The 26117-nt window shown below is 49.2% G+C and carries 20 protein-coding genes; 3 read left to right on the top strand and 17 right to left on the bottom strand.

The annotated features are described in order from the left end of the window. Positions 1–145: 145 nt before the first annotated feature. The 6 genes from G9F75_RS17095 to G9F75_RS17070 are packed head-to-tail and all read right to left on the bottom strand — an operon-like array spanning position 146 to position 6327. On the bottom strand, positions 146–1342 hold the full coding sequence (locus tag G9F75_RS17095) for a cytochrome P450 (RefSeq protein ID WP_021493388.1): 1197 nt from the start codon (positions 1340–1342) through the stop codon (positions 146–148). A gap of 1 nt (position 1343) precedes the next feature. Beyond that, positions 1344–2363: a biotin synthase BioB gene (gene bioB, locus G9F75_RS17090; RefSeq protein WP_007410132.1), complete on the bottom strand. Its 1020-nt coding sequence runs from the start codon at positions 2361–2363 to the stop codon at positions 1344–1346. Between the two features lie 2 nt (positions 2364–2365). After that, positions 2366–3067 carry a dethiobiotin synthase gene (gene bioD / locus G9F75_RS17085; RefSeq protein WP_022553264.1) on the bottom strand — a complete coding sequence of 234 codons (702 nt, stop codon included), beginning with the start codon at positions 3065–3067 and terminating at the stop codon, positions 2366–2368. Then, a complete protein-coding gene (bioF, locus tag G9F75_RS17080) occupies positions 3064–4224 on the bottom strand; it encodes an 8-amino-7-oxononanoate synthase (protein WP_128496661.1) in 1161 nt (386 codons plus the stop codon). The genes bioD and bioF overlap by 4 nt, the downstream gene beginning before the upstream one ends. Next, positions 4214–5560 (bottom strand): adenosylmethionine--8-amino-7-oxononanoate transaminase, encoded by a 1347-nt coding sequence (gene bioA / locus G9F75_RS17075; RefSeq protein WP_012117687.1) that lies wholly within the window; start codon positions 5558–5560, stop codon positions 4214–4216. The genes bioF and bioA overlap by 11 nt, the downstream gene beginning before the upstream one ends. Next, the gene (locus tag G9F75_RS17070; RefSeq protein ID WP_095060163.1) at positions 5560–6327 is read right to left on the bottom strand and encodes a 6-carboxyhexanoate--CoA ligase; all 768 of its coding nucleotides are present in this window, start codon (positions 6325–6327) and stop codon (positions 5560–5562) included. The genes bioA and G9F75_RS17070 overlap by 1 nt, the downstream gene beginning before the upstream one ends. A gap of 277 nt (positions 6328–6604) precedes the next feature. Here G9F75_RS17070 and G9F75_RS17065 point away from each other — a divergent pair, with 277 nt between their 5' ends. From G9F75_RS17065 to uptA, 3 genes are all read left to right on the top strand, one after another. Beyond that, the gene (locus G9F75_RS17065; protein WP_017417912.1) at positions 6605–7012 is read left to right on the top strand and encodes a GtrA family protein; all 408 of its coding nucleotides are present in this window, start codon (positions 6605–6607) and stop codon (positions 7010–7012) included. Positions 7013–7017: 5 nt separating this feature from the next. Continuing rightward, positions 7018–7911 (top strand): UTP--glucose-1-phosphate uridylyltransferase GalU, encoded by an 894-nt coding sequence (gene galU, locus G9F75_RS17060; protein WP_053285118.1) that lies wholly within the window; start codon positions 7018–7020, stop codon positions 7909–7911. A 74-nt stretch (positions 7912–7985) separates the two neighbouring features. After that, positions 7986–8576 (top strand): undecaprenyl phosphate transporter UptA, encoded by a 591-nt coding sequence (uptA, locus tag G9F75_RS17055; RefSeq protein WP_007410125.1) that lies wholly within the window; start codon positions 7986–7988, stop codon positions 8574–8576. Between the two features lie 54 nt (positions 8577–8630). On the opposite strand, the gene G9F75_RS17050 is transcribed toward uptA, so the two are convergent. The 11 genes from G9F75_RS17050 to G9F75_RS17000 all read right to left on the bottom strand — a co-directional run. Then, positions 8631–10160: an acyl-CoA carboxylase subunit beta gene (locus G9F75_RS17050; RefSeq protein WP_128496662.1), complete on the bottom strand. Its 1530-nt coding sequence runs from the start codon at positions 10158–10160 to the stop codon at positions 8631–8633. Positions 10161–10177: 17 nt separating this feature from the next. After that, positions 10178–10957, bottom strand: a complete 780-nt coding sequence (locus tag G9F75_RS17045) for an enoyl-CoA hydratase (protein ID WP_103526838.1) — start codon at positions 10955–10957, stop codon at positions 10178–10180. A gap of 13 nt (positions 10958–10970) precedes the next feature. Beyond that, a complete protein-coding gene (locus G9F75_RS17040; protein WP_061862265.1) occupies positions 10971–11870 on the bottom strand; it encodes a hydroxymethylglutaryl-CoA lyase in 900 nt (299 codons plus the stop codon). A gap of 15 nt (positions 11871–11885) precedes the next feature. Continuing rightward, a complete protein-coding gene (locus tag G9F75_RS17035) occupies positions 11886–12098 on the bottom strand; it encodes an acetyl-CoA carboxylase biotin carboxyl carrier protein subunit (RefSeq protein ID WP_007410121.1) in 213 nt (70 codons plus the stop codon). Next, positions 12095–13444, bottom strand: coding sequence for an acetyl-CoA carboxylase biotin carboxylase subunit (locus G9F75_RS17030; protein ID WP_095060165.1), 1350 nt, complete (start codon positions 13442–13444; stop codon positions 12095–12097). The genes G9F75_RS17035 and G9F75_RS17030 overlap by 4 nt, the downstream gene beginning before the upstream one ends. Positions 13445–13465: 21 nt before the next feature. Next, a complete protein-coding gene (locus tag G9F75_RS17025) occupies positions 13466–15106 on the bottom strand; it encodes an AMP-binding protein (protein WP_129091219.1) in 1641 nt (546 codons plus the stop codon). 44 nt (positions 15107–15150) lie between these two features. Further along, positions 15151–16293, bottom strand: a complete 1143-nt coding sequence (locus G9F75_RS17020) for an acyl-CoA dehydrogenase family protein (RefSeq protein WP_003153894.1) — start codon at positions 16291–16293, stop codon at positions 15151–15153. Between the two features lie 139 nt (positions 16294–16432). Then, the gene (locus G9F75_RS17015) at positions 16433–17971 is read right to left on the bottom strand and encodes a glycoside hydrolase family 10-like protein (RefSeq protein ID WP_095060169.1); all 1539 of its coding nucleotides are present in this window, start codon (positions 17969–17971) and stop codon (positions 16433–16435) included. Between the two features lie 120 nt (positions 17972–18091). Further along, a complete protein-coding gene (locus G9F75_RS17010; protein ID WP_014418069.1) occupies positions 18092–18472 on the bottom strand; it encodes a DUF1360 domain-containing protein in 381 nt (126 codons plus the stop codon). A 73-nt stretch (positions 18473–18545) separates the two neighbouring features. Continuing rightward, on the bottom strand, positions 18546–22349 hold the full coding sequence (locus tag G9F75_RS17005; RefSeq protein WP_167409256.1) for a non-ribosomal peptide synthetase: 3804 nt from the start codon (positions 22347–22349) through the stop codon (positions 18546–18548). An 18-nt stretch (positions 22350–22367) separates the two neighbouring features. Then, the coding region (locus G9F75_RS17000; RefSeq protein ID WP_167409255.1) for a non-ribosomal peptide synthetase at positions 22368–26117 on the bottom strand (3750 nt) is incomplete at its 5' end.

The following is a 26117-nucleotide window of genomic DNA, read 5'->3' as shown; positions in this document are numbered from 1 at the left end:
TTATATTGATTGGCTGAGCAGTGAGTTTTTTAGGGATAGTGAGATGGATCAGAGAGGATTTTTGCTTTATAAATATGTATTCTTTTTTCTTTCATTTATTTCCTGCAAGAGGAACCGATAAAATCCGGCCCTCCTGCATGGTCATTCAGCCAATGACAACCGGAAGCTCTTTGAGCGACCTAAAACCAATGAGCTTGCGGTATTCAAGGCGGTGTGCGGCCAGCCGAAGCTTAGGCATCCGCTCAAACAGTGTGAGAATTGCAATTTGTGCTTCGATACGCGCTAATGAGGAGCCTATGCAAAAATGGGCGTTCTTTCCGAATGCAAGATGCGGATTCGGCCTTCTTTGGATATCCATTTTGTGAGGTTGATCGAATATGCTTGGATCGCGATTGGCTGCTCCTAAAAGGATATATACCTGCTCTCCTTTTTTTATGGTCTTCCCATTTATTTCACAGTCTTCTGAAGCGGTGCGTGCCGTCAGCTGCGCGGGGCTGTCGTAGCGCAAACATTCCTCAACTGCAGTTTCAATAAGCGAGGGGTTTTCTCTCAGTGCGCTAAGCTGTTCAGGGTGTTTCAATAAAGTAAACACACCGTTGCACATGAGGTTTACCGTCGTCTCGTGTCCGGCTATGACAAGTAAGATACATGTCGCGAGCACTTCCTCTTTTGAAAGCTGTTCCTCCATAATAAACCTGCTGATCAAGTCTTGCTGAGGGTGAGCTTTCCGCTTGTGAATCAAATCTCTGAAGTATGACGTCAGCCTGCCTGCGGTGTCGCTGGCTCTGACTAACGTCTTTCTTGACCGGGTAAGATCAATGGCCTGAATGACGTCTGCCGTCCATTGTCTGAATTGATATCTCTCCTCTTTCGGCACTCCGAGTATCTCCGCAATGATAAGGCTTGCCAATGGAAAGGCAAACTCTGAAACAAGGTCAGCGTTTTTTTTGATTTGGACTTGATCCAACAAGTCATGAACCGTTTCTTTTATACAAGGGCGAAGTGATTCCGCCGTCTTTGCGGTAAATTCTTTACCGATAAGCATCCGCATCCGCTTATGGTCTGATTGATTTTTAAATAACAACATATCGTGCTGGATATGCGATAGATTTTGATATTTCGTTGAAGCTTCCGGAAGAGGAATGCGGTTTTTAAATCGGGTGTCTTTCAGAATCGCTGCCGCCTCTTTGTACCCGGTGACATACCAGCCCGGATATTTTAATACGGTCCCTTTATAAACAGGATCAATGGATCGCAGTTTGTCATAAAACGGGTAAGGGTCATTCCAAAAATCCGAATCCGCATGGAGAGACGGATGTGCAATCGATAGGCCCGCCGTCATCTTATACCTCCGTATTGCAGGCGGATTGCAGGCCGGCTTTCATTTCTTCAACGGATTCGACTTCAAAACCTAAATCATGGAGCATTTGATGATCCTCTGTTTCTTGCTGCCCTGCTGTCGTTAAGTAATCTCCGACGAAAATCGAATTTGCGGCATAAAGTCCCAGCGGCTGCAGCGAACGAAGGTTGACTTCCCGGCCTCCTGAGATACGGATTTCTTTTGACGGATTGATAAAACGGAATAAGGCGAGCACTTTCAGGCAATACACCGGATGTAATTCGCTTACCCCTTCTAACGGAGTTCCGTCAATCGCATGCAGAAAATTAACCGGGATGCTGTCGGCGTCAAGCGCTTTTAAGCTGTTCGCCATATCAATGACGTCCTGTTTCGTCTCTTTCATGCCGACGATGACACCAGAACAAGGTGACATCCCCGATTGTTTCGCCGTTTCCACTGTGTTGACCCTGTCGTCATACGTGTGGGAGGTCGTAATGTTTGAGTGATTCCTTTGTGATGTATTGATGTTATGATTGTACCGGTCTACTCCTGCCTGTTTCAGCCGCTCTGCCTGTTCCGGCTTCAGCAGACCGAGGCATGCGCAGATTTTTAAACCGTACGTTTCTTTAATTTCTTTAACAGCATCAACAACTTGATCTACTTCTCTGTTCGACGGTCCCCGCCCGCTGGCGACGATGCAGTATGTCCCTATATTCAGGTCGTGGGCGCGTTTTGCCCCCTTCAGCAATATATGCTTATCCACCATCCGATAAGACTCGATCGGCGCTTTTGATATTGAAGATTGTGAACAGTACCCGCAATTTTCCGGACACAGGCCTGATTTTGCATTCATAATCATATTCAGCTTTACTTTTTTTCCGTAAAATCGTTTTCTGATATGAAAAGCGGCATGCATCAGCAATAAAAGATCCTCATCAGGACAATTTAAAATGGCCAGCGCTTCTTGATTCGTTACTTCCGCCCCGTCCAGCACTCTCTCTGCAAGATCCATCCATTGATTCATGTTTATCTCCCCATTTGTGTCAGATTCATGAAAGAGGAAACATCTATATGTTTCTCAATCATGTGTTGAATGTTTTCCGGTGAAACGTGATCCAGCTTCGGTGTGATTCCCAAAATCGGAACTTTGCATAATGTTTCAATCATGCTCGGGTTTGTCTTTTCGTCCAGCCCCGGCCGGCTCTTTACGCCGTTGATAATAATGCCGAGAACCTCTATCCCCATGTTTTTCGCATATTCAACGGTTAAATATGTGTGGTTGATGGTTCCGAGATCAGGCCTGGTGACAATCACTGCCGGCAATTCCAAGGCTTTTATCAGATCACTGACTAAGTAATTTTCACCAAGCGGGACGGAAATGCCGCCTGCCCCCTCGACGATGAAACACTCATGACGATTTTTGATCTTACTCCAGTGGGCCATGACTTCATCCATGCTCACGGATTTCCCCTCAAGCATGGCGGCCGTGTACGGCGCAAGCGGCTCTTTCCATTCAAATGGCGTAATTTCTTCATGAGACAGTGCGGTTTGTGACATGTCTTTCAACAGCGAGGTGTCACTTTCCGGATGAGTCCGCGGCACGCCGCTTAAAAACGGCTTAAACACTCCGATATCCGCCTGTTTCTGCCGGAATGCCGCGGCAAGTCCACAAGAAACGATGGTTTTTCCGACGCCGGTATCTGTTCCTGTGACAAAAAAACTTCTCATTTGTTTATATTCAGCTCTTTTCTAATGGAATCAAATGCTTCTGTCAGCTCGTCTATGTCCTGTAAGCTGCGATCCGCCGTAACGGTCAGCCTGATTCTGCTTTCGCCTTCCGGAACGGCGGGCGGGCGGATGGCCGGGGCGCAGATTCCCTTTTTCTCCAGCAGCGCAGCGGCTGAAACCGCTGTTTTTGCATCACCGATGATGACGGGGATAATCGGTGTATCTCCGCCTCTTACGGTAAAGCCGATATCGGCCAGACGCGTTTTTATTGTTTTGACAGACGTCTGCAGCTCACGGCGCGTATCGTGCATATCTGATATGATGTCAAATGCCGTATGCGAAGCCGCACAAATTGACGGCGGGAGGGCCGTCTGAAAAATAAACGTCCGCGCCTGATTCAGCAAAAAATCAATGAAAATGTTTGATCCCGCGGCAAAACCGCCTTCCGTTCCTACAGCTTTGCTTAATGTGCCGATGACAACATCAGGACAAACACCGAAATAGTCACTGGTTCCCCCGCCGTTTTCCCCGAGTACACCGGTTGCATGCGCGTCATCTGCTATCACAAATGCCTGGTACTGCTTTGCAAGCGCCATTATGCGGTCAAGAGGCGCGATGGTGCCGTCCATGCTGAAGACGCCGTCTGTGACGATAAAGCGGCGGTTCCGAGCCTGGACGGAGGCAAGTTTTTTCTCAAGATCAGCCATATCAATATGGCGGTAAACGATGGTTTCCGCTTTTGATAAACGGCAGCCGTCAACAATGCTCGCATGGTTCAGTTGATCGCTTAAAATGACATCGCCTTTTTGAGGCAGTGAGGCAAGCACGCCGATATTTGCCAAGTAACCGCTTGAAAACAATAAAGCCGCTTCCGTCTGTTTAAAGTCCGCGATTGTTTGTTCAAGTTTTTCGTGCCACACAGTATTTCCTGTCGTTAACCGTGAGCCGCCGCTTCCCGCTCCGAACCGGCTCAGCGCTGTTTGCGCGGCTGTGATCAGCCGCTCATCTTTTGACAGGCCTAAATAGTCATTGGACGCCCAGGTCTGCCGCTTTTGCCCCTTGGTTTTGAGAGCGATTTCCTGTGTTCGCAGCGTCCGATACAGCCCGTCTCTTTTCACCGCGTCGAGCCTTTTGAGGAGCCATCCGTCAAAATCCACGGCCGGTCACCTCGGCTATCGCTTCTTTCATAATGGAGATCATGGCTTGTAACTGATCGGTTGTGCTGGCAAGCGGCGGCAGAAAGGCGATGACGTCTCCGAGCGGCCGTGTCAGCATACCAAGCTCTCTCATTTTCAAGGACACCTTGTATCCCATCCGCTTTTCAGGCGGATAAGGCTGTTTTGTCCCCTTATCCTGCACAAGCTCTATGCCGCACATAAAACCGAGCTGGCGGACATCGCCGACATGAGGAAGCTGCTTCAGATCATGAAGAAATTTCGCTGCCGTTTTTGATTTTTCGGCGACTTGTTCAACGATGCGCTCTGATTCGAATAAACGCAGATTTTCAATTGCCGCGGCACAGCCAAGCTGATTTCCTGTATAGGAATGGCCGTGGAAAAATGTTTTCATTTTGTCGTAGTCATCGTAGAAGGCTTCATAAATGGCTTCTGTGGCAAACGTCACAGCGATCGGCAAATAGCCTCCCGTAATGCCTTTCCCTGCCGCCATCAAGTCCGGCTGGACATTTTCATGCTCACAGGCAAACATTTTTCCGGTGCGGCCGAACCCCGTCGCCACTTCGTCAACGATCATTAACACATCATATGCCGTACACAGCTTTCGTACGCCTGCCAGAAAGCCTTCAGGCATGACGATCATCCCGGATGCGCCTTGCACCATCGATTCAATCGTAAGTGCGGCAATCTCTTCGTGGTGCTTTGCAAGCAGCTGTTCGAGCGCGTGAAGGCATTCATCCCGGCACTGTACGGGGTCGCCGCTTTCAGATCTGTATACATACGGAATCGGGGCTTTGTAGCTTTCAAACATCAGCGGGCCGTACACATGGTGGAAGAGTTCAATGGAGCCGACGCTGACGGCTCCGATCGTATCGCCGTGATAGCCGTTCTGCATAGAAATAAACGTCTGTTTCTCGGGTCTCCCTATGTTTTTCCAGTATTGAAAGGCCATTTTCAGAGCGATTTCCATTGCTTCCGCTCCGCTGTCGGAGTAAAAAACGCGTGTCAGCTTTTCCGGTGTGATGCCTGTCAGCATCTCGGCAAGTTCTGTTGCGGGAACGTTTGTCATACCCAGCAAAGTCGAATGAGCGATTTTTTCAAGCTGTTTTTGAATCGCTTCATCCATTTCTTTTTTGCGGTGGCCGTGTACATTGAGCCATACTGAAGAAAAGCCGTCATAATATTCTTTGCCGCTGATGTCTTTCAGCATGATCCCGTTTCCGCTTTCAATGATTAACGGATCTTCATCGTAATCTTTCATTTGTGTGAAAGGCAGCCAAAGATGCTGTTTGCTTTTTTCAATCATTGATTGTTTCATCATTTCTCCTCCCGCTGAATGAATACAGGCTGCTTCTCCAAAAAATGGATACAGCTCTCTGTATCTATGGAGCCATCTGTAAAGAAAATCCGGCAGCCGCTTTCATCTCCGGCATTTTTCATCTTGGCAATCCGCTGATATCCCAGCTTCTTTGCGGCAACGTAGCCTGTTATGTAATCAGGATCATCCGACCAGCACAATTCAGCAATAATCCCCGGATATGCGCAAACTTTTGCCGCGATGGCATGTGCTTCTTTTATTCGTGAATTTTCCGGCATGTTGTGAGTAAAAGCCCATTTTTGAAAATCATGTGACGGCCAATCCACTCGGGATACCCGCACACCTCTATTTCCTCTGCCGTCAATGCGTTTTCCTGCCCGGATATCAAACAGGACCGCTCCTCTTGCGTCTGCATATTCCGCAATGTTTTCGTACGCTTTCTCTATCATGTGCGGGGGAATTCCCGCCTTTTGCAGAAGCTTGCGGGCGATTGCTTGTCCTTTTTCCGGCGTGTCTGTTTGATGGAAAGCAACCGTCAAAGGGCGGATCGTTTCGATCGGTTCATTAACGCTTTCAAGCTGAATCTGCATAAAATCAGGTATCCCTCTTGAGTGCGAGAAGCCTTTATGTAATAAACCATCTACCGCTTCCTGTAAACCGCCGTAAGTGATGAGCCGTTCTCCGCCGGAAATGTGTTTTCCGCCCTGCTCATGGGGGGCGTTTCGGGAAGCTCTCATTCTGACGCTGTAATAGGTTTCTTCCCGCATATATTCCCCTCCTTTCTCTTACTTTGAAAATTAATGTTAACCAAAATAATTAAAGGTTAACACTTATACAGAATATTAGTGCCCCTCACGGAATATGTCAACCTAAACTATCAAACTGTTAACTTAATGAGTTTTGCAAAGCCTCATTACGTTTTCATGTTTTGTTCATATTTTAGTAATTGTTTATTCAACACTGTCCGTTAAAGTAATCCATATCAACAAATAGGACAGCGATCCGCATCTTACTTATGAAGGGAGGTCAAAGCCGGATGCCGTTATGCTGAAAGAAAAAGTAAAGACAGCAGGCCGTTTTTGCACTGTAGGCGTCGGCAATACGCTGATTGATTTTGGTGTCTTCTTTCTTCTCGCCGCTTGTCATGTCCCCTATCTTCCGGCGCAGATCTGCTCCTATTCGGCAGGGATCATCAACAGCTATGTATGGAACCGGAAGTGGACGTTTCGTGTAAAACGCAAGGCTGACGGGAAAGAGATCATGCGATTTCTCATGATTAATCTTGCCGCGTCGGGAATCACCTTTTTGCTGCTTTACGCGTTTCAAAAAGGCGGCTGTTCGCTATTGGTGAGTAAGTTAGCCGCCACTATCGGCGGAATGATGATGAATTTTATCGGAAACCGAATCTGGGTATTTGGAGATTCGCTGAAAAACATACAGGATCAGGAGTGAGGATAATGAGAAAAAAAGTGAGAAAAGCGGTCATTCCCGCAGCAGGTTTAGGAACGAGATTTCTGCCGGCGACAAAGGCGCAGCCGAAAGAAATGCTGCCGATTGTCGACAAACCGGCCATCCAATATATTGTCGAAGAGGCCGCAGCGTCAGGAATTGAAGATATACTGATTATTACAGGGAGAAACAAACGCTCGATTGAAGATCATTTTGACCGGTCGGCGGAATTGGAATTCAATCTGCGGGAAAAAGGCAAGACGGAGACGCTGAAGGAGATGCAGCAGATCGCCGATTTGGCCAATATTCATTACATCCGTCAGAAAGAACCGCTCGGACTAGGCCATGCCGTGCTGTGTGCGGAGCATTTTATCGGAGATGAGCCTTTTGCCGTTCTATTAGGTGATGATATTATGGTATCTGACACTCCCGCTCTTTCACAGCTCATAGACGTCTATAACCAACACGGCACAGAAACGATCGGCGTACAGCCCGTCGATCCTGCTGATGTCAGCAAATATGGTATTATACAGACGGGGCGGCAGAGCGGTCATGTGTACCAGGTTGAGGATCTGATTGAGAAACCGGCTGTTGAAAAGGCGCCCTCTCATATTGCCGTGATGGGCCGCTACATATTAACCCCTGCCATTTTTAAAACGCTGAAGACGATCGGAAGAGGCGCGGGCAACGAAATCCAATTGACAGACGCGCTGCGCGAAGTGTGCCGCACCCGAAGCATTTATGCGCGGGAGCTTGAAGGAAGCCGGTTTGATATAGGAGATAAGTTCGGCTGTTTTAAGGCCGGCACGGAGATCGGGCTTCTGCGGGAAGAAATGAGACCGAAACTTTTAGCTTATTTAGAAGAGGTGTTAAAAAGAGAATCTGAAGAAATCGTGCGCTAAAAAATAATTTGTAACCATTTTGCTTGTCAATCAGTCATATAATTGGGTAAAAAGATAAAGAGGTTGTGAACAGTGTGGGCAATTTTATTAGTGAAATATTATCCTGGCTGACAAGTATGGGCTATTTAGGGATTGCGCTCGGATTAATGATCGAAATCATTCCGAGTGAAATCGTTCTGGCTTACGGAGGCTATATGGTGTCAGAAGGTACGATCAGCTTTATCGGCGCCATTGTCGCCGGTGTGATCGGGGGAACGATCGCGCAGTGCTTTATTTACTGGATCGCCCGTTATGGGGGACGGCCGTTTTTGGACAAGTACGGCAAGTACTTACTTCTGAAAAAGCATCATGTTGATGTTGCGGAAAACTGGTTTCGCCGTTACGGCGCCGGCGTTGTGTTTTCGGCGCGGTTTATCCCGGTCGTCAGACATGCGATTTCCATCCCGGCCGGCCTTGCGAAAATGCCTCTTTCCAAGTTTGTCATATTGACGACGCTTGCCATTATTCCGTGGTCTGTCATTTTCGTTTATCTCGGGTATCAGCTCGGGGGACAGTGGAAAGACGTAGACAGCTATGCCGGAATGTATACAACCCCGATCATTATCTTGGCTCTCGTATTTATTGTTGTTTATTTTGTTGTGAAGAAAATGAGATCAAGACTGTGAAAAAAGACTGCATAAGAACGGCTGTGAGCCGGATCTATGCAGTCTTTTTTTTATTTATACCGGGTATACGGGGTGTTTCCGGTGTGTGAATGTCAGTTGTTTGGACATGTAAGCAGTGAGGCGTTTATTGAGTTCATCCCGCAAGGAATCAGCAGGAACAATGCCGTCAATCACCATTTCAGAGGCAAGCCGGTAAAGGTTAATGTCTTCCTTATATTCATCACGCTTTTCTTGAATAAAAGCCGGCCTTTCTTCAGGGGCTAGCTCGCTGATTTTGTTTGCGTAGACCGCATTCACCGCTGCTTCAGGACCCATTACGGCAATTTGCGCAGTCGGAAGCGCTAAACAGCAGTCCGGTTCAAAAGCAGGCCCCGCCATCGCGTATAATCCGGCACCGTAGGCTTTTCTGACGATAACGGAAAGCTTCGGAACAGTCGCTTCCGCCATTGCGGAGATCATTTTTGCGCCATGCCTGATGATGCCCGCCTGCTCAACCTTCGTTCCGATCATGAATCCGGGAATGTCTGCTAAAAACAGAAGCGGAATATGGAATGCGTCGCACAAAGCGATAAATTTTGCGGCTTTATCCGCCGAATCGAGAAATAAAACCCCGCCTTTGACACGCGGCTGATTGGCGATAATGCCGACCGGCTGTCCGTGAATCCGCGCAAGCCCCGTTATTAATTCCTGCGCAAATAACGGTTTAATCTCAAAAAATGTGTCTTCATCAATGACACGTTCAATTAAATCCATCATGTTGAACGGTGCGTTTTGATGTGCCGGGATGACATCTGAGAGCGGTTTTTCAAAAGCTATCGGGTTCTTAGATTTGTTGACTGGCGCTTTTTCAGTATAATTTGCCGGAAAGTAGCTGAGATATGTCTGCGCCATCATGATTGCTTCTTGTTCCGTCGGGGCGAGGAGATCACCGCAGCCTGATACGGAACAATGCATACGGGCGCCGCCCATTTCTTCAAGCGATACTTTCTCGCCAATCACCATTTCCGCCATACGCGGGGAGCCTAAGTACATGGATGCATTGCCTTCGACCATAATGACAATGTCGCAAAAGGCCGGAATGTAAGCGCCGCCCGCAGCGGAAGGGCCGAACAATAAACAGATTTGCGGAATGCGGCCCGACAGCTTTACTTGATTATAAAAGATGCGGCCGGCTCCCCTTCTGCCCGGGAACATGTCGACCTGATCCGTAATTCTCGCACCTGCGGAATCGACTAAGTACAAGAGCGGACACTGAAGCTTTTCCGCCGTCTCCTGAATGCGGATGATTTTTTCCACCGTTTTCGCGCCCCACGAGCCCGCCTTTACGGTTGAGTCGTTTGCCATCACACAAACGGTTCTGCCGCCGATGGTTCCGATCCCGGTAACGACCCCGTCAGCCGGCAGTCCGTCTGACATGCACTCGGCGAAAAAAGCGTCTTCAACAGATATGCCGTCATCGAATAAAAGCTTCAGCCTGTCTCTTACAAAAAGTTTTCCCTTCTTTTCATTGCTTGCGTGATATTTCGCGGCTCCTCCCTTTTCAATCGTTTTGCTGCGTGTCTGCCGTTCTTTTTCGTAATCCATCCGAGTCCCTCCATGTTTTATTTTCCTTTGTATTCAGGGGGTCTTTTTTCTTTAAAAGCGCGCAGGCCCTCTTCTCTGTCAAGTGTGGGGATGACTTGTTCATATGCTTTTCGTTCGATTTCGAGCCCTGTATTGAGATCTGTCTCCAGACCCTTGTTTATCGCGGATTTTGCTTGTCTGACGGCGATCGGCCCATTAGCGGCGATGCGGCCGGCCAGTGCTTTTGCTTTTTCCATAAGTTCATCGGCTTCACAAACATGCTCGATCAGCTTCATGTCTTTTCCCTCTTCGGCAGAAAGCCTTCGGCCGGTATAGATCAATTCTTTTGCCGCGCCGGGGCCGATAAGCCGGGGCAGTCTCTGCGTTCCGCCCGCTCCGGGAATGATCGCAAGCCCTGTTTCAGGAAGGCCGAGGCCCGCCCGGCTGACGGCGATTCTGATATCGCAGGCAAGAGCGAGTTCAAGGCCTCCTCCGACAGCGGTGCCGTTCAGCGCTGCAATGACCGGCTGCGGGAGAGCTTCAATGGATGCGGCCGTTTCACCGATACGCCTGACGCTTTGTTTGACTTGTTCATGGTCCATCCCCGCTCTTTCTTTTAAATCAGCACCGGCGCAAAATGTGTTCCCGGTGCCGGTGAGAATGACACAACGAATGGATGGCGAGTTTTTGATGTCTTCAATCACACGCTGTAAATGATCAATCATTTCTGAAGACAGCGAGTTGGCCGCATGCGGGCGGTTCAGCGTGATCAGACCGATCGTTTCTTGACAGACGGAATACAAGACGCAATCTTCCATGGCTTCTCCTTTCTCATTTCGTTCTGAATGCCTGCAGGTTTCTGCTTGGCAGGTCTTTGCCTATTTTATCCGCGATCCAGCCGGCGGCATAAAGAAGTTTATTCATGTCCGTCCCGGTATCAATCCCCATTTGTTCGAGCATATAAATGACGTCTTCTGTGGCAGCGTTGCCTGCTGATCCAGGGGCGTACGGGCAGCCGCCAAGCCCGCCTGAGGAAGTATCAAAGGATGTGATGCCCATATCAAGAGCGGGAATGATATTCGCTAGAGCCGTTCCTCTTGTATCATGAAAATGGAGTGCGATTTTTGAGGCGGGAATTCTCGGCAAAAGGGCTTCAAGCACGGCTATGACCTGCAAGGGGTTTGCCGCGCCGATCGTGTCGCCGAGCGATATTTCATCAACACCCATTTCGAGCAGGGTGTCTGACAGGCGGATGACTTGTTCGACCGGCACGTTCTGTTCGTACGGACAGCCGAACACAGTGGACAGATAAGCTCTCGTCGCCATTTTTTCAGCTTTTGCTTCAGTAATAACCCGCCTGAGCTCTTGAACGGTCCGGTCAATCGGTTTGTTTACGTTTTTTTGGTTATGGGTTTCGCTTGCAGATAAAAATACACATGCCTGATCGATTCCGCCTTCTGCCGCATGCTCCAGTCCGATGAGGTTCGGAACGAGAGCCGCGTAGACCGTATGTTCAGATCTGGCAATGCCTTTTGCGACGTCCAGGCTGTCACGAAGAGCCGGAATCCATCTCGGATGCACGAATGATGTCACTTCGATATAGGAAAGGCCTGTTTTTGACAGCATATTGATCCACTCAATCTTATCTTCTGTATCCACCCACGCCGATTCATTCTGCAAGCCGTCACGCGGTCCTACTTCATTGATGCGGACATGTTTCGGACAGTTCATGCTGCACCTCCCGTTTTATTGAAGTTCAATCAGGACCTCTCCTTCATCAGTGAAATCACCTTCTGATTTTTTCACTTCTTTCACCGTACCCGCTGCATCAGCGATAATCGGAATTTCCATTTTCATAGATTCCAAGATGGCCACTTCCTGTCCTTCTTCAATGACATCACCCGGCTTCACATGAATTTTCCACAGGTTTCCCGCCATCTGAATTTTTATGACGCTCATTTTGACGCCCCCTCGTTCATTGTTTGTAAAAAGCCGGTTGTCGCCTCACCCTTTTCAAACACTTCTGAATGGGCAATTTTTGTCAGCAGCGGAATGTTGGTTTTAATCCCTTCTACATGATATTCGCCAAGGGCGGTTTTCAGTTGTTCAATGGCTTGTTTTCTCGTATTCGCCGTGACGATCATTTTGGCAATCATCGGATCGTAAAACGGAGAAATGACGCTTCCCTTTTCGACGGCGCATTCGTGTCGCACTGACGGGTGTCTTAAAACGGAAAAAGACGAGATGGTACCGGGTGACGGGTAAAAGGTGACCGGATCTTCCGCATAGATCCGCACTTCTATCGCATGACCGCGGTGGTTGATATCTTTCTGCGAGAAAGTCAGCGCCTGCCCAGCGGCAATTTTCAGCTGTTCTTCCACAAGATCCAGTTCTGTAATTTCTTCTGTCACCGGATGCTCCACCTGCAGTCTTGTGTTCATCTCTAAAAAATAGATTTGTTTCTTTTGGTCGACGAGAAATTCTATTGTGCCTGCATTTTGGTAGCCGATCGATTTTGCGGCTTTAACGGCGGTTTCACCGAGTCTTTGTCTTAATTCATCGTCAACAAACGGTGACGGCGCTTCTTCTATCACTTTTTGGTGGCGCCTTTGGACTGAACAGTCACGTTCAAACAGATGAACGGTGTTGCCGAAAGAATCTGCGAGTATCTGAATTTCAATATGACGGGCATTTTCAATGACCTTTTCCATGTACATTGCGCCGTCTCCGAAAAAGGACGCGGCCCGCTTTTGATTGCCTTCGAACGCTTTGGCCAGCTCTTCTTCTGAATGTACGATCTGCATGCCGATTCCGCCGCCACCTGCGGACGCTTTCAGCATGACCGGAAAACCGATGGCACGGGCTTCGGCTAAGGCGGAGTGAACATCGGGCAATGGCTCTGAAACACCGGGAACGATCGGGACCTTTGCTTTTTGCATCGTTTTTCGGGCTTCTATCTTGCTGCCCATCTTGGCGATGATATCACCGGGCGGACCGATAAATGTGATTTGTTCCTTCCGGCAGCGTTCGGCGAACAGGCTGTTTTCTGACAGCAGCCCGTAGCCCGGATGAATGGCGTCCGCTCCGGCGGATTTAGCGGCTTCTATGATTCTGTCGATATGTAAATAGCTTTCATTTACTCTCGATTTACCGATCGGATAGGCCTCATCAGCAGCTTTTACATGCAGCGCGTCCCGGTCGGCTTCTGAATACACAGCTGCCGAGGGGATGCCGAGACGTTTGCAGGTGCGGATAATTCTTAAGGCGATTTCTCCTCTGTTGGCAATCAGGACTTTTTTAAACAAATGTGAAGCACTCCTTTTTCATTAAGTTAACTTGAGCTCTTCAATCGTTTTTTCCCGCAGCTTGAATTTCTGAATTTTTCCGGAGGCTGTCATTGGATATTCATCTGTAAACAAAACATACCTGGGGACTTTATAGCGGGCGATATGTTCTTTGCAAAAGGCTCTGATGTCTTCTGCGGAAGCGGTTTGTCCGTCTTTGAGCCTGATCCACGCCGCGGCCTCTTCTCCGTATTTCGGATCAGGCACGCCGACGACCTGAACGTCTGCTACCGCGGGATGCCGATATAACATTTCCTCAATCTCGCGCGGATAGATATTTTCGCCGCCCCTGATCAGCATGTCTTTCAGACGGCCCGTGATTTTGCAGTATCCGTCCTCGTCCATGACCGCTAAATCACCGGTATGCAGCCAGCCGTCTTTGTCTATCGCTTCTTCGGTCGCTTCTTGATTTTTATAATAGCCTTTCATGACATGATATCCGCGGGTGCAGAGCTCTCCTTGTTCGCCCCGGGCGGCTTCTTGGGATGTTCCGGGCCGAACGATTCTAACTTCGATATGGGGAAGCGCGCGCCCCGCTGTTTCCACTCTTCTTTCAAATGAATCATCCGTTCTTGTCTGCGTAATAACAGGTGATGCTTCGGTCTGTCCGTAGGCAATTGTAATGTCGGTCATCCCCATTTTGCCGATCACTTCTCTCATGACTTCCGCCGGGCATGGCGAGCCTGCCATAATCCCGGTTCGGACGTGGGAAAGATCATATTCAGAAAAACGGCTGTCATTTAGGAGGGCGATAAACATCGTCGGTACACCGTGCAGAGCCGTGCAGGCTTCTTTCTCCACCGTTTTCAGAACGGCCGGCGGAGAAAACTGTTCGATCGGAATCATCGCCGCACCCGCGGAAACACATGCCAGAACGCCGAGCACACACCCAAAGCAGTGGAAAAACGGCACGGGAATACATAAACGGTCACATGAAGTAAGCTTCATGCATTCTGCGATATTGGCCGCGTTATTTACGATATTAAAATGTGAGAGCATGACGCCTTTCGGAAATCCGGTCGTACCTGATGTATATTGCATATGAATGCAATCATCCCTTTTCAGGCTGTCCATCCTTCCGTCAAGCTCTGCATCCGTTACAGACTCGGCATCCTTCAGCAAAGAATCCCAACGGCGCATCCCGGGCGGGCTTTTATCACCGATATATAACACCGTCCGTAAAAATGGATAACGTTTCGAACGCAGCCTGCCGCGCTCACAAGTTTTCAGCTCCGGAATCAGCTTATTCACCATCTCAACATAAGATGTCTGCCGGTAGGAATCCATGATTATCAGGGACGAGACATCTGAATGTGCCAGCAGGTAATCGAGCTCTGCGATTTGAAAATTGGTATTAATGGTGACCAGAACGGCGCCGATTTTCGCCGTTGCAAATTGCGCCGCGAGCCATTCCGGAATGTTGGATGCCCATATGGCCACATGATCTCCTTTTTCAACTCCCAGCTTCATCAGCCCTTTTGCGGTTTGCCGGCATAACCGGTCAAACTCGGCATACGTATAACGAAGGCCGCGCTCAGGGTAAACAACCGCTTCATGATCCGGAAAAAGCTTCGCGGTCCGCTCAAGCAGCTTTCCGGCTGTTAAATGGATAAGTTCAGCCATATGACCTGCCCCCTTCCATCCCTGTCTTGGTAAACGTTTTCATTTCACTTCAAAAGCTGTCTTGCGATGACCATTCTTTGAATTTCTGACGTTCCTTCGCCAATCTCCATCAGCTTTGCGTCACGAAGCATACGTTCGACACCGCATTCCTTCATATAACCGGAACCGCCATGAATTTGGATGGCCTGAAGGCACGTTCTGACGGCCATTTCTGAAGCATAAAGCTTGGCGAATGCCGCTTCTTTCGTAAATGGCAGGTTTTGATCCTTCAGCCATGCCGCTTTAAGCACCATCTGTCTGGCAAGGTCAATTTCCATCGCCATATCGGCCAGCTTAAATTGAATGGCTTGAAATGACGATATCGGACTGCCGAACTGCTTGCGTTCCTTCGCATATGACAGCGACGCCTCCAGCGCGCCTTGAGCGATACCGACAGCCAGTGCCGCAATCGAGATCCGCCCGCCGTCTAATGTATATAAAAATTGTTTAAAACCTTTTTCAGGATCACCGAGCAGGTTATCGGCAGGCACCCTGACATCCTCAAGCACAAGCTCGGCCGTATCCGACCCTCTCACACCCATCTTGTCGTACGGATTTGTGATCGTAAATCCCGGTGTGTCTGTGGGGACGATGAGAGCTGAAATGATCGGTTTTCCGGCGGAGTTTTTTCCCGTAACGGCGGTGACAATGACCGTGCGGGCGTAATTTGCGTTTGTGATCCAGCATTTCTCTCCGTTTATCACATAGTCATCGCCCTTTTTCTCGGCTTTTGTCTGGGTGCCGCCGGCATCTGAACCGGCATTCGGCTCTGTCAGCCCGAATGATCCGAGCGCTTTTCCCGAAGCAAGCGGAATAAGATGTTCTTGCTTTTGCTGTTCAGTACCGAAATAGTATAATGGGCTTGCGCCGAGTGACACGGCTGCCGCGTAGCTCAGCCCCGTGCTGCCGCAGGCTTTTCCGATTTCTTCGACCGCTGCTGCATATGAAATGGTATCACCGCCCGCCCCGCCGTATTCTTCCGGAAACGGAATTCCGAGCAGCCCGAGTTCGCCTATTTTTTTAAATGTGTCTATCGGGAAGACGGCTGATTGATCAACCTCATGGGCTTTCGGGGCAATTTCATTTTTGGCGAAATCTCTGACCATTTCGCGCACCATCTGCTGTTCTTTTGTCAGTTGAAAATTCATTAACCTTCCTCCTTCTGCTGCTTTCTACATTTTATTAATGGGGGTCTTTATTCATTCCATCCAAATGAAGTCTGAACATTCGGACTCATCCGCCGCAAAAAAACTGACAGCGCCGCAACTGTCAGTTTATTAATAATGGCTATTTAATCGTCCGTTTTGCGGAGGGACGGCTCTCATGGTGTAGCCTGTCAACGGAAGTAACGATATAGGTACAGGCTTCTTCCGCCCGAATTTCAGTATCTGAAAATGTCTGCGTCCGTGAGGATGTTTTTCTGACTGTATCCACTAAATAAGGCTGCTTTCCCTTTTCTGCGCGGTAAATGGCGTAATAAGCCGTTTTTTTACCGTTGGATTTCGCATCTTCAATATAGAGTGTATGGCCTGAATCGTTCTTCTCCGCCCGTTTGACAGCCGGTTTTTTTAAAGCGGAATGTCCGAGCCAAGGCATCTCGGGAATTAATGCGGGCCGGCTGTACATGTCTTTGATCAAACGGTTTTTCACATCGAGCGGATTACGGTTTAAATCCTTTAAACTGAAATGCATGCTGCCTTTTATCCATGCTGATCCCCTGTTAAGAGCAATCTGTCTTCCGTATTCCCCCGGGTCGGCCCAGGCCGGATCAGCATTGTTGTTGATTTTATAAGCTGCCTGCCCGATATATAAATGCACCGGCCGATTGTTCACTTCTTTTCCCCACCAATCCGCTAAGACGTCATATGCCGCCGCTTTAAATCCGATGCTCCAGTAAATTTGCGGTGCGATGTAATCAATGTATCCTTTTTGGATCCATTCTCTCGTATCAGCATATAAATCATCGTAGTTCCGCACCCCGGCGGCCGTTTCGGAGCCTGTCGGGTCATCTGCGGCATTTCTCCATACGCCGAACGGGCTGATTCCGAATTTGACATAAGGTTTTTCTCGTTTGATGGTTTGGTTGATTTCTTTTACAAGCCGGTTGACGTTATCCCTGCGCCAGTCATCAACTGATGCAAAGTGAGCTTTTCCGTACCGTTCGTATTCCGCCTGATCGGGGAATTCCTGTCCGGCAATTTTATAAGGATAAAAATAATCATCCATATGAACCGCATCAATGTCATAACGGCTGACCACCTCTTTGATTCCATCCGTTATAAATTGTCTTACTTCCGGAATGCCCGGATTATAGTACAGCTGTTTTCCGTATGCAGCGACCCAGTCCGGATGGGAACGCGCGGGATGATCGTCTGAAAGCGCATTCAAATTTGTGTGGTTCATCGTGATCCGGTAAGGATTGAACCAAGCGTGAAATTCAAGATTCCGTTTATGTGTCTCTTCAACTAAAAAAGCAAGCGGATCGTAGCCGGGATTTTTGCCTTGTGTTCCTGTCAGATACTCTGACCAAGGCCCGTAATCTGATGGATAAAAAGCATCAGCCGCAGGCTTAATTTGGACGATAACGGCGTTCATCCCCATCTCCTGAACGTCATCCAGCAGCTTGCTGTATTCTCTTTTTTGCTCTTCCGGTGACAGCCCTTTTTTAGAGGGCCAGTCGATATTGGTGACAGACGCGATCCAGACGGCTCTCATTTCTCTCTCCGGCTGAGTGCCGCTTGCTTGTGCGGATGCTGAGAATGTAAAGATGCCGGCTGTCAGTACAACGGCCAAAAACCATATCATGCTAAAACGGCAGCTTTTCATGTTTTTCCCCCTCTCTGCTTTACGGTATTCCGAAGCATTCCGGGCGGTGAATCAGAAAGCCTGCTTTGCTCCTCTCAGCCTAAAAGGGAAAGAAAAAAGTCCTAAAGCGAATAAAACGCTTCAGGACTTTTTATGTTTCATGGCGGCGAGCACGTCAATGATCTTCGTTCCGACGCCGACACAAGTTTCAAGAATGGCCTGCGCTCCGGCGATGGATAAAATGAAAATAACCGGATGTGCATAGCGGGGCCAGACCAAGTAGCAGATGCCGATCAATATGGCGCACCAGACACCCGCACACCAATAACATTGCAGCATATAACCGAATGCGGAGGAAGGGACTTTTTTTTGGACGGCGCGCCCGTTTTGATCGACGGTTTTTTCTTGCTTTATAAAGGGTTTTCTTATGAATTCCGTAATCTTATCAAATACGATCAAATGGGTCAGCCGGTAGCTGGCAAGAATAATCATTACATACGTAAGCCAAGATAGGTTCGTCATGTCAAAGCCTCCAAAAAACTGAGTTTGATTCCCCTATCTTGCCCTTTGTCTTCTTCAGCCATTCTGCCGGATGTTACAGATTCCGCGCCAAGCGTCTTCCGCTGTTTGCAATGATGTCCAGTATGACCTCAGCATTTTGCTGTGCAAAGGCGGGTTCAAACATATCTTTATGGGCGCCCCCGCCTTGATATTCCTGATAGAGTCCCGTTGTGGCGCCTTCCCATTTCATCGGCTCGGTCTTATCACTGTGCTCTTCCTTTATGCCGGCCTCGATAAAATGGAGGTTTGCAGCGATTTGGCCGTCATTTATCAGTTCCGCCCAGTACGTTTGATAGCGCTCTGTCTTTTTGATGACTGCTTCTCTGACGGCTTCCGGGACGTTGTCGGCTGTTGCGTTTGTTGGCTGCGGCGGCAGTGCGTCAAGCTTTCTGTACGCGTCTGCGATAATGACGTCACTGATTTCTAAGCCGCGCTTTTCCATCGCTTTTGCCGCCTCGAATGCCGTATTGCCGCCTGCCGAATATCCGAAGAGGATATAAGGGCCTTCCGGCTGGATTTCCAGCATTTTATCAATGTATTGTTCCATTCTGCTGTCTTCTTCAATAAAGTTAAAACCGTACACAGCAGCCCGTCCGTTTAATGCCGCCGCAAGATCTTTAAAGAAAATGCCGAAACCTGAGATAGGCGGAAAACAGAAAAGATTGCGGCCTTTCGGCTGGTTCAGTCTGCTGATATGCTGCTCTGCAGCTTCTGACAGTGTGTTTGAATACAGCTTTTCAGCCAATTGTTCAATTGTCGGATATTCAAATATCATTTCAATCGGCACATCCATCTGCTGCCTGGTCTTCAGCTGATGAATCACTTGCAATGCTTTCAATGAATGGCCGCCCAGCTCAAAGAAGTCATCCTGTATGCCCAGCTCCCCGCAGCCGAGGATCGGCGTCCAGATGTCGATCAGCTCACGCTCTACCCAGTTTCGTGGCGGAACGGCTTTTGATGACGTTTTTTTCCGTTCTGGCGCAGGCAGCCCGCGGCGGTCCACTTTGCCGTTTGCGGTAAGCGGCATACGGTCAAGCTTAATCACATACTGAGGAATCATATAGTCAGGAAGCGACCTGGCCAATAGAGATCGAATGGTTTTTTCTTCAACATGCGCGCCCGTATAATACGCACAAAGGATTGCTTCTTGTCCTTCTTTTGCTACGATGACTGCCGATTCCCTGATTCCATCTATTTCAGTCAAGCGCGCTTCAATTTCGGCCGGCTCAATCCGCTTCCCGCGAATCTTGAATTGACGGTCAATACGGCTGATGTATCCGATGCTTCCATCAGGCAGCCAGTGTGCCAAGTCGCCTGTTTTGTAGATCTTTTCTTCAGGATGAACCGGATGGCTGACAAACGCTTCACTTGTTAAGTCAGGCCTGTTTAAATAGCCTTTGGCAACCCCGTCACCGCCGACACAAAGCTCACCGGGCACGCCGATCGGCGCAAGTCCGCCATTTTTATCAATGATATACGCGGTTGAATTGCTGATCGGTTTTCCGATTGGGATCGGCTGAGAAAAATCGTGCCTGATTTCGTAAAAGGTAGAAAATGTCGTATTTTCCGTCGGTCCGTATATGTTATAAAGGCTGAGATTCGGACAGCGGTGTCTGACCTTATTGATGAGCGCCGGGGACAATGCTTCTCCGCCGACATATAAGGTGTGCAATCCGGAAAACATCTCCGGATCTGCCTGGGCAAACTGGTTAAAGAGCGCCGTCGTCAAAAACAAAATCGTAATCCGGTTGGATGAAAGATAATTGCCGAACATCTCAGGCGCAAGCATTGTCGAGCGGTCAACCACATGAAGGCATGCTCCGTTCAAAAGCGCACCGAAGATTTCAAACGTCACTGCGTCGAAACCGATGGACCCTGTCAGAATGAGACGGTCCGTCATGCCGGCCGACGTGTAATTGCTGTTTGATACGAGCGATACGACGTTTCGGTTGGAAATCATCACGCCCTTCGGTTTTCCTGTTGAACCGGATGTATACATAATATAGGCAAGGTCATCAGGTGCTGTATCGGTATTCAGTTTTCCCGCATCAGCGGTTTGTTTCTCTGCGGCAGCCGGGATAGAGATGATGTGAGAAAAGTCAAAGTCAGTCTCAATCCCTTTTTGCACCGTTAACAGCTGTGCTCCGCTCTCAGTGAGCATATCGGCGATCCTGTCGGTTGGCAGTTCTGCATCAAGAGGAAGGTACGTCCCTCCCGCTTTCAATACAGCGAGAACAGCGATGATAAATTCCGGTGAGTGTTCGGCCAGAATCCCGGCAATTCCCTTTGGCGCCAAACCGTTTTCCAGCAGGGTGCGGGCGAATGCAGTTGACCGTTCATCGAGCTCCCGGTACGTCATCGTCAGCCCGCCGGCGTGAAGCGCCTGATGGTCCGGGGTTTTCTTCACCTGTCGGCTGAACAGGCTGATGATGCTTTCGTCTCTTTCATAAGTTGTTTTCGTGTCATTAAATTCGCCGATTATTCTTGATTTTTCCTTTTGTCCGAGCATCGGAAGCCGATCAGCGGGAACATCGGGATTGAAGGCGGCGCCGCGCAGGGCTTCTTCCAAGTGTCCTTTTACGCTCTCTATCCATACTTCGTCATAAACGTTCGCATTGTAGCTGAATTTGATGAGCAGCTCATCGCCGGGCGCTATGATGAGGTTAAAATCGTAGCCCGATTGTTCCGACACGTTTACATTCCCGATCCGGAACGGTGCATCCGATTCCTTTTCCGCGTCTTTCATCTGCTGCTGAATCGGATAATTTTCAAACACAATGATATGGTCGATTAAATCCTGTTTCAGCTCAGTCTGAGATTGGATGTCAGCAAGCGGATGATAGCTGAACGCCTCTGAGTCAAGCATTTCTTTCTGGCAGCGGCCCAGCAGTTCTCTAAAGCTTTCGTCACCCGTTTTAATGCGTACCGGCACGGTATTGATAAACAGCCCGATCATGCTTTCCACGCCGTCAATGACGGAAGGCCGCCCTGATACGACGGCGCCGAATACGGCATCGTCCGTCCGGTTGTAGCTCTGCAGCATCAGGCCCCATACAGTCTGCATAAGAACCGCGAGCGTAGCGCCCTCTTCTTTGGCGATGGTTTTCAGCCTGTCTGTCAGATTTTGATCTAAAGAAAACAGCAGCTCTTTCTTACGGTAGCCTTTTTCCTGAGGACGGGCCGATATTTTCGGGAGTCCTGAGGGTGTCTCGCAGCCTGCTAAATATCCTTTCCAATACTCAGAAGCCGCGTCTTTGTCCTGATCAGTCAGCCATGTAATATAAGTGCTGTAAGGCTTTGCGGGCGCCAGTGTGACGGGTGAGCCTGATTCAATCGCCCGGTACATATGCATGAATTCCTGAAGGACGATGCCGAGGCACCAGCCGTCCATAAGGATGTGATGGTGGCTCCAGACGCATACATATTCCTCGTCTGCCGTTTTAAACAAAGAAACACGCATCAGCATATCCTTTTGCAAGTCAAAGCCTTTTAAGCGGTCACGTTCCTTAAATCGCTGTAAATAGACGCTCTGTCCCGCTTCGTCCAAATGTGTAAGATCTTCGCGGTGCAGCCGGAATTCCCGCTCACGCAGCACAACTTGGCGGGGGCCGTTCAGCTGAGCGACATGAGGTAAAAAAACCGTTCTGAAAATATCGTGGCGGCTGATGACAGACTGTACGCTTTGCTCAAACAATTCCGGACGAAGCCGGCCTTTTATGGTGAAGACGGATTGCTCGATATATGCAGCCCCCTCCTTTTGCAGAAAGGAATGAAAAAGCATTCCTTCCTGCATTCGGCTGAGGGGATAAATATTTTGGATATTTTTCGTTTTGTCCATGTGTTCCTCCCGCTCGGTTTAGTGGAAGCTGAGTAAGTCGGCAATATCCTGCAATGCTTCCTCAGTCAGCTCCCGATCATCAAAGTCACTGACGGTCTTCTCCGTATCGGTTTTGCTGAGGCAGTGTTCCGACAGTTTCAGGAGATAATACCGGCAGCTTTCGGACAGCCGTTCGATCGTATCTTGCCGGAAGCGCTCCGTTTCATAGGAAATGCTGACGGTCATCCGGCCTTTTGCCGCAATCGCGCTGATTTCAAGTGACTGCTCCCGTTTCCATGTATCTGTCACATCATCTCCGCCTCCCAAAGGAGAAAACTGAAACGCGTCAGGCTGTTCCGTTTCTGCCGGATTCCCGCCGGGCGCATCGAATTGTCCGAGATAATTAAAGCTGATCTCCGGTGCTTTCCCGAAAGTCATCCCGGCAAGCTCCGGCGATGTCAAATATTTGAGGACGCCGTATCCGTTCCCTTTATCCGGAATGCGCCGCAATGTGTCTTTGACGGTTTTCAATGTGCGAATTTCATATTCTTCATGAGGTTCATAAACTCCGCTCCGGAAAAGCACCGGGTAAATGGAAGTGAACCACCCCACCGTCCTGCTGATGTCCGCACCTGCCTGCTCCGATTGGCGTCCGTGTCCTTCAAGGGCGATTTTCAAAGTGTGCCGCGGCGACCACTTTTGAACGGCAAGCACGGCGGAAGCCAAAAGCACATCTTGCGTATCCGTATTGTAGGCGCTGTGCACATCTTTCAACAGGGCGTCCGTTTCACTTTCTGTCAGAGTGAAGGATACCGTGTTCCGTTTTTTTGCAGGAGTTTGAGATAAATCTGCCTGCTCGTAAGGAAGACTTTCTGTTTCATAGTGTTCAATCTCCCGCCAATACTCCGCCTGCTGAAGAAGCTGTTTACTTTCGGCATAATCGGCCAGCTGCTCCGTATATGTTTTGAATGACATGGTTTTCGGAGGGAGTTTGATTTCCTGTCCAGAGACGGCCTGCTCATAAGCAGAAGCCAAGTCTTCCAATAAAATCCGCCATGATATCCCGTCGACAGCGAGATGATGGACCGTCAGAAACAAGTAATCTTCTGCTTCAGAGCGGAACAGCCCCGCCTGTACCAGCGGCCCGTTCTCTAAATCCATGTTTCTCTGAAGCTCTGCGACGCGGCGTTTTACAAAACGTTCCTTCTCATGCTCATCGCCTTCCGTTTCTAAAATGGTCAGGCTGTAAAGCTGCTCATCTGCAAGGTCAGCCGGTCTGTTGAAGAGGAGAAGACCTTTCTCTTCGTCTTTTTTGCAGACAAGGCGCAAGGCATCATGATGAACGGTAATGGCTTTTAACGTTTTCCTCAGGGCCTCTTCATCTATTGAATTTGTTCTCGTCAGCATGACGGACTGGTTAAAATGGTTTGCTTCCTTCATGTCTTGTATGAAGAACCATTTGTGAACCGGCGACCACTTCACTTCTCCTTCTGCAGGAGCTTGGCTGACCGGCTGCCGCTCTGTACGGACATAAGGCGCCAGCTCTCTAATTGTCGGCCGGCTGAAAATATCTTTTACGGCGATCTGTTTTCCTGCCTGATGTAATCGGGCTGATACTTGCAGGGCTTTGATGGAATCGCCGCCCAGTTCAAAAAATGATTGATCCGCGGCAATATTTTCAGTCCCGAGCACTTCGCTCCAAATCGCGGAAAGCTCTTTTTCCATGTCGCTTTCAGGCTCGGTAAATGCCCGTCCGGTGTGCGCTTTTTTCTGCGGCTCAGGAAGCGCGCGGCGGTCAAGCTTCCCGTTCGGTGTGACAGGCAGGGCTTCAAGTGTTTCAAAGAACGCCGGCACCATATAAGCGGGCATTTCATTTCTGAGCGCCTGCTGCACGGTTTCACTTTCTGTTCCTTCTTCTGTCACGATATAAGCGCATAGTTCCGTTTGGCCTGCTGATGCGGGCAGAGCGGTGACGACTGCTTCTTTGACACCTTTTATGCCTGTTAAGGCGGATTCAATTTCTTTCAGTTCCACCCGGTAGCCTCTGATTTTGACTTGCTCGTCCATTCGGCCGATATATTGCAGCGTGCCGTCCGGCAGCCATTTTGCCAGGTCGCCCGTGCGGTACATGCGCCGGTTCTTCCGGAACGGGTCTTGGACAAAGGCTTGAGCCGTTTGCTTAGGAAGATTGCGGTACCCTCTTGCAAGGCCGGAACCCGAGATGCAAAGTTCTCCCGTTACACCGATCGGCTGCGGGTGATCCCCGTTTAAAATATAAACGTGTGAATGCTCAATCGGACGGCCGATCGTAATGTTCTCACTTTGTTCTATATGTCTTGCCGCTGTAGTGGCGACGCTGTTTTCCGTCGGTCCGTACTCATTGGCAAGCTCCGTCTGAGGACAAACTGATAAACTGCGGCTGATAATGTTTTGGTCGACAGCTTCTCCGGCTAATGTGACAATCCGGAGAGACTCGGCATCACCCGGCTCCAGTACGTCAAGCAGTGTGCGATACAGCACGGGAACAATGATCATGTGAGTGATGCGGTAAGATGCAAGATAGTGTTTAATAGCAAGAATATCTCTTGCTTCATCTTCGGCTAAAACGGCCGCTTTCGCACCGGAAATCAGCGGTGTGAACATACTTGTTACAAAACCGTCAAATGAAAATGAAAAGAGCTGAAGAATCGTATCTTTCTCATTCAGATCATAAAATCCGCTCCGCCATTGAAGGGTTTGGCTGACGGAACGATGTTCGACCATAACCCCTTTCGGCCTGCCTGTCGTCCCGGACGTGTAAATGAAGTAAGCCAAATCTTCCGGTGCTGATAATGACTGAACCGGTGATGCGTCTTGTTCTTGGATATCCTCCAGTGCGAGCACTTCACCTTTAAAATGATCAGGCACTTGATCTATTGCGCCGTGTACGGTAAGGAGAAGCGCTGTGCCGCTGTCTGAGATGATATATTGCTTGCGTTCCTCCGGATATTCAGGATCTATCGGGACGTAGGCGCCCCCGGCTTTCCAAACCCCGAAGACTGCCGCGACTTGTTCTGGTGATCTTGGTATCACAATGCCGACGGCGGCATCCGGTCCGATCTGCCGTTTTTGCAGAGCTCTGGCGATTTTATTCGACCATTCATCTAATTCTTTATATGTGATTAAAGTTTCCCCGCTGATAAGGGCTGCCGCATCCGGTGTTTTTCGCGCCTGGGTGATGAACAGTTCATGAACTGTTTTTTCAGGCAGCTGTTGATCCGCCATGCCGTTAAAGTCCGAAAGAATCCGGTTCCGTTCCGGAGCAGTCAGCATGCTGATCGCTTGTATAGAAGTTTCCGGTTCACGGACAATGTGTTCAAGCATCGTCATAAAGTGGGAAGCCCAGCGCTGCATCGTTTCTTTCCGGAATAATGACGCCGCATATTCAAACAGAAAATGAATCTGTCCCCCGCCTTCAGAAGCCTGCAAAGTGACATCAAATTTGGAAACCGGACGGGACACGTCCGCATTCTGAATATGCAAACCGTCCAACAGCAGTTCCTCATGCTCCATATTCTGAACGACAAGCATGGCGTCAAACAGCGGATTGCGGCTTGTGTCCCGCTGCACGCCGAGCCGCTCCACAAGCTCTTCAAACGGGTAATCCTGATGCTCATACGCTTCAAGCGCCGCCTGGCGGACTTCCGCCAAATAATCGGTAAACCGTTTGTCCCCTTTCGGCTCCGTTCTGATGGCCAGCGTGTTGACGAACATGCCGAGAATCGGTTCAAGGTCTTTGTGCGGGCGCCC

The sequence above is a fragment of the Bacillus sp. EKM208B genome, from assembly GCF_011800725.1.
Taxonomy (GTDB): domain Bacteria; phylum Bacillota; class Bacilli; order Bacillales; family Bacillaceae; genus Bacillus; species Bacillus velezensis.
This window is presented reverse-complemented; position numbering and strand designations above follow the sequence as displayed.

Bases quoted from the DNA above. Each gene is read 5' to 3' on its own strand.
- G9F75_RS17095 (WP_021493388.1), bottom strand. From the start codon at position 1,342: ATGACGGCGGGCCTATCGATTGCACATCCGTCTCTCCATGCGGATTCG.
- bioB (WP_007410132.1), bottom strand. From the start codon at position 2,363: ATGAATCAATGGATGGATCTTGCAGAGAGAGTGCTGGACGGGGCGGAA.
- bioD (WP_022553264.1), bottom strand. From the start codon at position 3,067: ATGAGAAGTTTTTTTGTCACAGGAACAGATACCGGCGTCGGAAAAACC.
- bioA (WP_012117687.1), bottom strand. From the start codon at position 5,560: ATGAAACAATCAATGATTGAAAAAAGCAAACAGCATCTTTGGCTGCCT.
- G9F75_RS17070 (WP_095060163.1), bottom strand. From the start codon at position 6,327: ATGCGGGAAGAAACCTATTACAGCGTCAGAATGAGAGCTTCCCGAAAC.
- G9F75_RS17065 (WP_017417912.1), top strand. From the start codon at position 6,605: ATGCTGAAAGAAAAAGTAAAGACAGCAGGCCGTTTTTGCACTGTAGGC.
- galU (WP_053285118.1), top strand. From the start codon at position 7,018: ATGAGAAAAAAAGTGAGAAAAGCGGTCATTCCCGCAGCAGGTTTAGGA.
- G9F75_RS17050 (WP_128496662.1), bottom strand. From the start codon at position 10,160: ATGGATTACGAAAAAGAACGGCAGACACGCAGCAAAACGATTGAAAAG.
- G9F75_RS17045 (WP_103526838.1), bottom strand. From the start codon at position 10,957: ATGGAAGATTGCGTCTTGTATTCCGTCTGTCAAGAAACGATCGGTCTG.
- G9F75_RS17040 (WP_061862265.1), bottom strand. From the start codon at position 11,870: ATGAACTGTCCGAAACATGTCCGCATCAATGAAGTAGGACCGCGTGAC.
- G9F75_RS17035 (WP_007410121.1), bottom strand. From the start codon at position 12,098: ATGAGCGTCATAAAAATTCAGATGGCGGGAAACCTGTGGAAAATTCAT.
- G9F75_RS17025 (WP_129091219.1), bottom strand. From the start codon at position 15,106: ATGGCTGAACTTATCCATTTAACAGCCGGAAAGCTGCTTGAGCGGACC.
- G9F75_RS17020 (WP_003153894.1), bottom strand. From the start codon at position 16,293: ATGAATTTTCAACTGACAAAAGAACAGCAGATGGTGCGCGAAATGGTC.
- G9F75_RS17015 (WP_095060169.1), bottom strand. From the start codon at position 17,971: ATGAAAAGCTGCCGTTTTAGCATGATATGGTTTTTGGCCGTTGTACTG.
- G9F75_RS17010 (WP_014418069.1), bottom strand. From the start codon at position 18,472: ATGACGAACCTATCTTGGCTTACGTATGTAATGATTATTCTTGCCAGC.
- G9F75_RS17005 (WP_167409256.1), bottom strand. From the start codon at position 22,349: ATGGACAAAACGAAAAATATCCAAAATATTTATCCCCTCAGCCGAATG.